Here is a 6,683-nt window from a genome sequence, read left to right on the forward strand (position 1 = left end):
AGCTCAGAGCTGAATCTGAGCTTTTCTTCTTTCACGTGTTTATTAAAAAGGATTCGTTGCCCACTGAAGAGACTGCTTGATAAAGATGCGAGGGTGTAATTTCAGCTGAGAAACCATGTGTTCCGCTAAATCCTCCGCCTGCATGTATTTTTCTATGTCCGCTTCATCGAGCTTATCCCCAAAGGTAAGATCCGTTGCCACCAGGCTGGGATTCAGAGTCATGACACGGATATTATGTTGACGAACTTCCTGCATCAACGCCTCGGTCATCCCTTGAACGGCAAATTTCGATCCACTGTAAGCCGTGCTTTTTGCCGTCCCTTTCAATCCGCTGCTGGATGAAATAGTGATGATGTCTCCGCGGTTTTTCTCGATAAGCTGAGGCAGAACGGCTCGCGTCACATGATATGTGCCGAATACGTTCACTTCAAAGGTTCTCTTCCAATCTGCCGGATCGATATCCAGAAATGATCCGTACGTTCCGATGCCTGCATTATTGATCAGGATATCGGCTGGACCGAGTTCATTTTTCAGTTTCGAAATGGCTTTTTCCACCTGCTCCATATCTGAGATATCAGCTACAGCCATACTGGCTTTCACACCCAGAGATCTCGCTTCCTCTGCCACTTGTTCCAGGGTGCTTTGTGTACGTGCGATCAACCCGACATGAACTCCTTCTCGTGCAAGCTCCAATGTTGTTGCCTTTCCGATTCCCCGGGCAGCCCCCGTAATATAAGCGATTTTACCTTTAATCGATTGTGCCACTATGGATCATCCTTTCAAATCTAATACCGTTAGTGTAAGGCTGGGGGAGTGGATAAGCAAATGATTGATCTATATGGAAGGTAGAAAAATAGCTCCGAGAGTATCGGAGCTATGGTGCAGTCATTCACTTTTTTGCCTCAAATATCGTTTATCATTCATAAACAAGCTCCAAAAGTACACAAACCCGGGAAACAGGATGATGAATCCGACAATATAGGTGATAAATACGGCCTTAAACGAGTTGGGATCCGTGAACCCGGACTGAATCGTGACTTCCGGGTAGATGATATAGGGCAGGTGGGCTTTACCGTATACATAGCTTGCCAGTACATATTGAAATGTCACGGCTATGACAGCCACACGGGGCATTCCCTTCATGCCCTCTTTATTGGTGGGTAGAAATAATGCTCCCCCGGCAACCAGGAACCCAATTAAGGAGACCCATAACAAAATCTGGTCTTCCATCATTCTTTCATATATCCATGACGCTTCATTTTTCATGGTGAACATAATGAAGAACGCCATAACTACTGAGATTGGACCGATGATCAAGGCATCTCGCCGATACACTTTAAAAGCTTCAAATTCCTTGGAAGCTTTGGAGTAGTCAGCAAGAAGTAAGGATGAAAGAAATAACGTGCTGGCAACGGCAAATCCGAAGAAGGCATATTCATGTGGACTCGTAAACAGTTTCCCTAGAAGAAGCGTTTGTCCGTCTTCAAAATCGATGTAAGGTCCGTGAGAGATGGGAAGTACGCTGATGAGCAGACCTGGAATCAGTAAGCCTGTAATCCCTGTTACATAGGTCAATGGCTTTCGGTAATCATCTGCCACGTGAGAGAATACCAGAAATGCACTTCGAAGAGCCAGAAGCAGCAGGATTAAGCTTCCCGGGACGAGCAGCACCGTTCCTAATGAATAAGCTGCACCGGGAAACATACTATACACTGCCACTACCAGGGCAACAATAAATGTATTCGTCACCTCCCAGGTTGGAGACAGATACCGGTTGGCGATATTGGTTGCTTTTGTTTGATCATGATTAATGTAGATCATCGACCAAAAGCCGGCCCCGAAATCCATCGTTGCCATGACGGCATAAATAAAGACGAATCCCCATAGTATCGTGATGGCAATCAATGCTTGTGTCATAACTTCACCTCCCGTTCTTGCTGGTTATGTGGATAGAGGAATATCCTTATTCTTTCCTTCCGCTTTGTTGATGTCTTTTTCAGGCGGATTCCGTTTGAAGTAATACAAGAGAACAAGAACCACGGACACAGCTAAAATCGCATAAACCGAAACGAACAGAACGAACAGAACGGCTAAGTTTCCTGTCGTGGTAACCGAGTCCTCTGTACTGAGAATACGGTAAATCGTCCAAGGCTGACGGCCTGTACAAGCGAAAATCCATCCGAATTCGATGGCTAAGATCGATAGGGGACCACCGGCTACAAACGACCACATCAACCATTTAGGGAACCGGTCTTTTTTCAATAATTTGTTCCATACGTAGGCAATGAGGGAAAGTAAAATGAGCAGAGATCCAATTCCCACCATCGCGTTGAATAACGTATGAACGAAGAGAGGCGGCCAATACTCTTTAGGGAAGTCGTTTAAGCCGATAACCTCCGTATCGAAGCTGTTTCCAGCAAGGAAACTAAGGGCCCAAGGAATTTCGATACCCCATTTCACTTCCTGCCGAGCAGGATCTGTGAATCCTCCAATCGCAAGCGGAGCATGGGTTTGGGTCTCAAACAATCCCTCAGCCGCGGCCAGTTTCTCAGGCTGATATTCATGAAGCATTTGAGCCGATTCATGACCATTAATCGCTGTGAAGAAGGAGAAGATGCCCCCGACTAATAAACAAATCATAAGGGATTTTTGATGAAATTTATAAATTCTTGACCCAAATGAAGTTCGGAGCATCTTAAATGCAGAAACTGTAGCAATCGTAAACGACCCCACTACATAAGCAGATAAGGCTACATGCCCCGCCGTTACGAAAAAGCTTGGATTGAAGAAGGCTTTCCAAGGATCCACGTTGGTGATTTCTCCGTTCACCATTTCAAATCCAGCAGGTGTCCCTTCAAACGCATGCACATTCGTAATTAATACAGCTGAAGCGAGTCCACCGATGGCGACCAGAATAAGACTCACGATTCTCATCCATGGAGCGATCCGATTCGCCGCATACACATAAATAGACATAAATAAGGCTTCCACAAAAAACGCATAGATTTCGATTTGGAACGGCAGTGCCATCACCCGTCCGATAACCTCCATGAATCCAGGCCACAGGAGCGACAATTGAACACCTGCAATCGTCCCTGTCGGAATACCTACCCCCAGCAGCACAGCGAACGCCTTCGTCCAGCGTTTTGCCATCACGGAATAGTCCAGATCATTCGTCCGCTGATACATAATTTCTGCAACGAGAATCATTAACGGAATACCGACTCCGAGTGTGGCAAAAATGATATGAAAGGCCATGGTAGTACCAAACAAGGAACGAGCAATTACTAATTCATCCATTCTCATGTCTCCCTTACTAGTCTTTAACATTTCCTTATTGTCCACTTAATGGAAAATAATATTCATGATTGTTAGTAGGGGGAAATTGAGGGGATCTAAAAATACTGAAGAGGAATGTCGATTTTTGTAAGTTGGTAATATAATAGGCAGAGTCGATAATATAAGGGTGAAAGTCGATAATATATTCGGAAAGTCGACAATATAACAGAAAATTTAATTGAAAATTGGCTTAGCGCCCTGGGGGGAATCGAGAATCTATATGCAAAGGAAGCAGATAGATGTGATTTGAAAATAAAATTGAAAATTTGAAAATAAATGGCTCGATTTTGAAAATAAATCCGAAAATTTGAAAAGAAGTGGACCGATTTTGAAAATAAACTGGAAATCGGTCCACTCCCCGAGTCGCAAACCCGTCGAAAGTTGATAATTTACTTGGTAATTTAACGATTAATCTTGAAAATTACCTATTTATAAAGATTTTTAATCGTAAAATCTAAAAAAGAGCAGCTCGCCAGCTGCTCTCTTTCAACATGTTCTATTGTAATACCTGTTTCAACGTCTCGATGTTCTTCTTCATGAGTGAAAAATAATCTTCATCATTGTTTCTGTCATCTTCGGTAAGGACAGATAGATTATGGAGGTGCAGGGCTTTTGCACCCAGTTCGTTTTGTACGACTTCTGTTAGACGGGAAGAAACGTTTTGTTCAAAGAGGATGTATTGAACATTGTCTTCTTTCCCTTTTTCAATGATCTTCTTAAGCTCTTGCTGAGATGGCTCATCAGCCGTATTCAATCCGGCGATGGCTTCTTGATGCAGTCCGTAGCGTTCTTCCCAATAGCTATAAGCAGCATGAGAAACGTAGAAGGTTTTCTTTGGCGCATTTTCTGCCATGTCCTTAAATTCAGCGTCCAGTGCATCTAATTCTTTCGTTAATGCATCGAGGTTTGCTTGGAAATCTTCCTTATGTTCCGGCATTTCTTCTGAAAGTGTATCTGCAATGGTTTTCGCCATTTCTTTAGAGTACATTGGGTCTAACCAGAGATGAGGATCAACGTCATGGTTGTGCTTATCGCCGTGATCGTCCTCGTGAGAGTCTCCATGTTCTTCATGCTCTTCAGCACTTTCTTCGCCATGACCTTCTTCATGGTTCAATTCAACATGTTCACTCGTCGGCACAACGACTACTTCTTCGTTTTCTAAAATCGATTTCGATCCCTCAACGAATCCTTCAAGTCCCATTCCGATGTAGAAGAAAACATCTCCATCAGCCATTTTAATCATATCTTTTTGAGAAGGCTCAAACGTATGCTCATCGGCACCTGGAGGGTAAATACTTTCCACATCTACATGTTCCCCGCCGATTTTTTTCGTGAAATCCTCCAGTGGATACACGGTAGTATACACTTCTAATTTATCTTTCTTTTCAGCCTCTTCCTGCTCAGAAGAGGCTCCGCAAGCGGACAATACTAAAATCAATAATAAAAGTAAACTCATACGAATATAGTTCAAGAGGAATCCTCCTTTAAGGGTAATAGTTTAATAACTGTAATGATTACGATTTAGCACAAAGGTTATTTTACTACCGTTATGGGGAATAAGCAAGATAAATGGATGGATTTTAAAATTTTTATCTTGAAAAGAAAAGAATCACTACCTCCGGATAGGAGCTAGTCGGAATGATTCGTATTTTTTGAAGGCCATTCTTCAGGCACGTGATCAATTCCACCAGGATGAAAAGGGTGGCATTTCAAAATCCGTTTTACTGTTAACCATCCTCCGCGTAATGCACCGAACCGACTCACTGCCTGCACGCCATAATGAGAACAGGTTGGATAAAACCGGCAAGTGGGAGGCTTGAGGGGAGAGATGACCCGTTGGTACACCTTAAATACAAATAACAATAACCTTTTCATAACACGTCTCCTGATTGATTTTCTTTTACTATATCAAAACTGTATAGGGGATTAAAATGTTTTTAACTTATTGTTAGTCCAAGTTTCACAAAATCGGGATATTCGAATGGAATTCCGTTTTTCCTCTGAACGTATGTTTTTAAAATAGGTTTTCACCCTAATTCAGATTAAGTTGATGAAATAACTATGAATTTACGTTATACTTATAACTAGAAACTAAATGGGAGTGATTTTAATGCCTTCAGTAGAAAGCTTTGAATTAGATCATAATGCAGTAAAAGCACCTTTTGTGAGACATTGCGGGGTCCATAAGGTAGGGAGCGACGGACTTGTCAACAAGTTTGATATTCGTTTCTGTCAGCCAAACAAACAAGCGATGAAGCCTGATTCCATTCATACTCTTGAGCATTTGTTAGCCTTTACCATCCGTAAATACGCAGAGCCATATGCTCATTTCGATATTATTGATATCTCCCCGATGGGATGCCAGACCGGCTACTATCTAGTCGTTAGCGGAGAGCCAAAAGTCGAAGAAATCATCGACCTCTTAAATGCAACCATGGAAGAAGCTGTAGAAATCGAAGAGATTCCAGCAGCGAATGAAAAGCAATGTGGTCAAGCGAAGCTCCATGATTTAGAAGGGGCAAAGAAATTGATGCGTTTCTGGCTCAGCCAAAGTAATGAAGAGCTAAAGCAGGTTTTTGCATAAGAACATTAAAAAGCCCCCGTTCTAAATTAGAACGGGGGCTTTTATTTTATTTGTCTTGCTTTTCCTCTTCTTGCTTCATCTTCTCCAAGTGAGGATTATCTTCAAGTGGATCTACTGTATGTTTAACCGCTGTATATGCTTTGGAAGTCGTAAGGGCACTTACGAATATCACTAAGATACATATAGCAACAGCAATGATCAGGACAAGAGTTACTGACATTATGCAACCCCCTTTTTTTCACTATTTTACCATAGAAGAATGAGTTGGTCGTGGATAAATATCAACATTTTTATGACGTGAATACTCAGAAATTTCAATTTGCCTATAGAAAAATTTGGTATACTAAATAGTGCAAATGACTTTTTATTAGAATGTACCAGCTTTGATCGTCGAAACGAGGAGGATGTTACCATGGAGGTTTCTTCAATGATGGGGAAGCAAGTCGCTGAGCTTCAACGAACACTCAGTATGAACTTATTGAAAAGTCAGATGGCGACTCAAACGGCTCAAGCGACCGTAATGATGAAAGAAATGCAGGTCAGTCAGCTTGCGCCGCATCCCGATAAAGGACATGTCCTTGATGTGAAGGGATGAAACGGGAAGAAGCCTTGTTCCAGGAAATTCGGATCAAGGCTTCTTCTTTCATTTGGAAAATGACTATCACCTATGGATCAAGCAATCTGCTTTTCGATTGTCCAGCTCCGGCGGCTAGAGGCTCGAGGTCATAAGTCAAGTACACCAAAAAGGCAAAGGGCGCCG

Annotated in this window: 8 protein-coding genes; 2 read left to right on the forward strand and 6 right to left on the reverse strand. The window is 42.5% G+C overall.

Going from position 1 to position 6,683, the window contains the following annotated elements; translation table 11 throughout:
* Positions 1-42 precede the first annotated feature (42 nt).
* The 5 genes from AC6CIB_RS23115 to yidD form a co-directional block, all read right to left on the reverse strand.
* Positions 43-765, reverse strand: a complete 723-nt coding sequence (locus AC6CIB_RS23115; protein ID WP_498284627.1) for a 3-ketoacyl-ACP reductase — start codon at positions 763-765, stop codon at positions 43-45.
* Positions 766-885: 120 nt separating this feature from the next.
* On the reverse strand, positions 886-1,917 hold the full coding sequence (locus AC6CIB_RS23120) for a cytochrome d ubiquinol oxidase subunit II (protein ID WP_498284629.1): 1,032 nt from the start codon (positions 1,915-1,917) through the stop codon (positions 886-888).
* A 24-nt stretch (positions 1,918-1,941) separates the two neighbouring features.
* Positions 1,942-3,300: a cytochrome ubiquinol oxidase subunit I gene (locus AC6CIB_RS23125; protein WP_498284631.1), complete on the reverse strand. Its 1,359-nt coding sequence runs from the start codon at positions 3,298-3,300 to the stop codon at positions 1,942-1,944.
* 535 nt (positions 3,301-3,835) lie between these two features.
* A complete protein-coding gene (locus tag AC6CIB_RS23130) occupies positions 3,836-4,810 on the reverse strand; it encodes a metal ABC transporter solute-binding protein, Zn/Mn family (RefSeq protein ID WP_498284633.1) in 975 nt (324 codons plus the stop codon).
* A gap of 158 nt (positions 4,811-4,968) precedes the next feature.
* Complete coding sequence (yidD, locus tag AC6CIB_RS23135) at positions 4,969-5,214, reverse strand: membrane protein insertion efficiency factor YidD (RefSeq protein WP_397554451.1); 246 nt, start codon at positions 5,212-5,214, stop codon at positions 4,969-4,971.
* Between the two features lie 235 nt (positions 5,215-5,449).
* Between yidD and AC6CIB_RS23140 the strand changes: the two genes are divergently transcribed.
* Positions 5,450-5,923: an S-ribosylhomocysteine lyase gene (locus tag AC6CIB_RS23140; protein ID WP_498284636.1), complete on the forward strand. Its 474-nt coding sequence runs from the start codon at positions 5,450-5,452 to the stop codon at positions 5,921-5,923.
* 46 nt (positions 5,924-5,969) lie between these two features.
* Here AC6CIB_RS23140 and ytzI read toward each other — a convergent pair whose 3' ends face one another.
* Positions 5,970-6,143 carry a YtzI protein gene (gene ytzI / locus AC6CIB_RS23145; protein WP_324745116.1) on the reverse strand — a complete coding sequence of 58 codons (174 nt, stop codon included), beginning with the start codon at positions 6,141-6,143 and terminating at the stop codon, positions 5,970-5,972.
* A 192-nt stretch (positions 6,144-6,335) separates the two neighbouring features.
* Between ytzI and AC6CIB_RS23150 the strand changes: the two genes are divergently transcribed.
* Positions 6,336-6,518 (forward strand): hypothetical protein, encoded by a 183-nt coding sequence (locus AC6CIB_RS23150; protein ID WP_498284638.1) that lies wholly within the window; start codon positions 6,336-6,338, stop codon positions 6,516-6,518.
* Positions 6,519-6,683: the final 165 nt, after the last annotated feature.

This window comes from Rossellomorea sp. GQ25, assembly GCF_059758515.1.

Coding starts and splice junctions, on each gene's coding strand:
- AC6CIB_RS23120 (WP_498284629.1), bottom strand. CDS start 1,917: ATGACACAAGCATTGATTGCCATCACGATACTATGGGGATTCGTCTTT.
- AC6CIB_RS23125 (WP_498284631.1), bottom strand. CDS start 3,300: ATGGATGAATTAGTAATTGCTCGTTCCTTGTTTGGTACTACCATGGCC.
- yidD (WP_397554451.1), bottom strand. CDS start 5,214: ATGAAAAGGTTATTGTTATTTGTATTTAAGGTGTACCAACGGGTCATC.
- AC6CIB_RS23140 (WP_498284636.1), top strand. CDS start 5,450: ATGCCTTCAGTAGAAAGCTTTGAATTAGATCATAATGCAGTAAAAGCA.
- ytzI (WP_324745116.1), bottom strand. CDS start 6,143: ATGTCAGTAACTCTTGTCCTGATCATTGCTGTTGCTATATGTATCTTA.
- AC6CIB_RS23150 (WP_498284638.1), top strand. CDS start 6,336: ATGGAGGTTTCTTCAATGATGGGGAAGCAAGTCGCTGAGCTTCAACGA.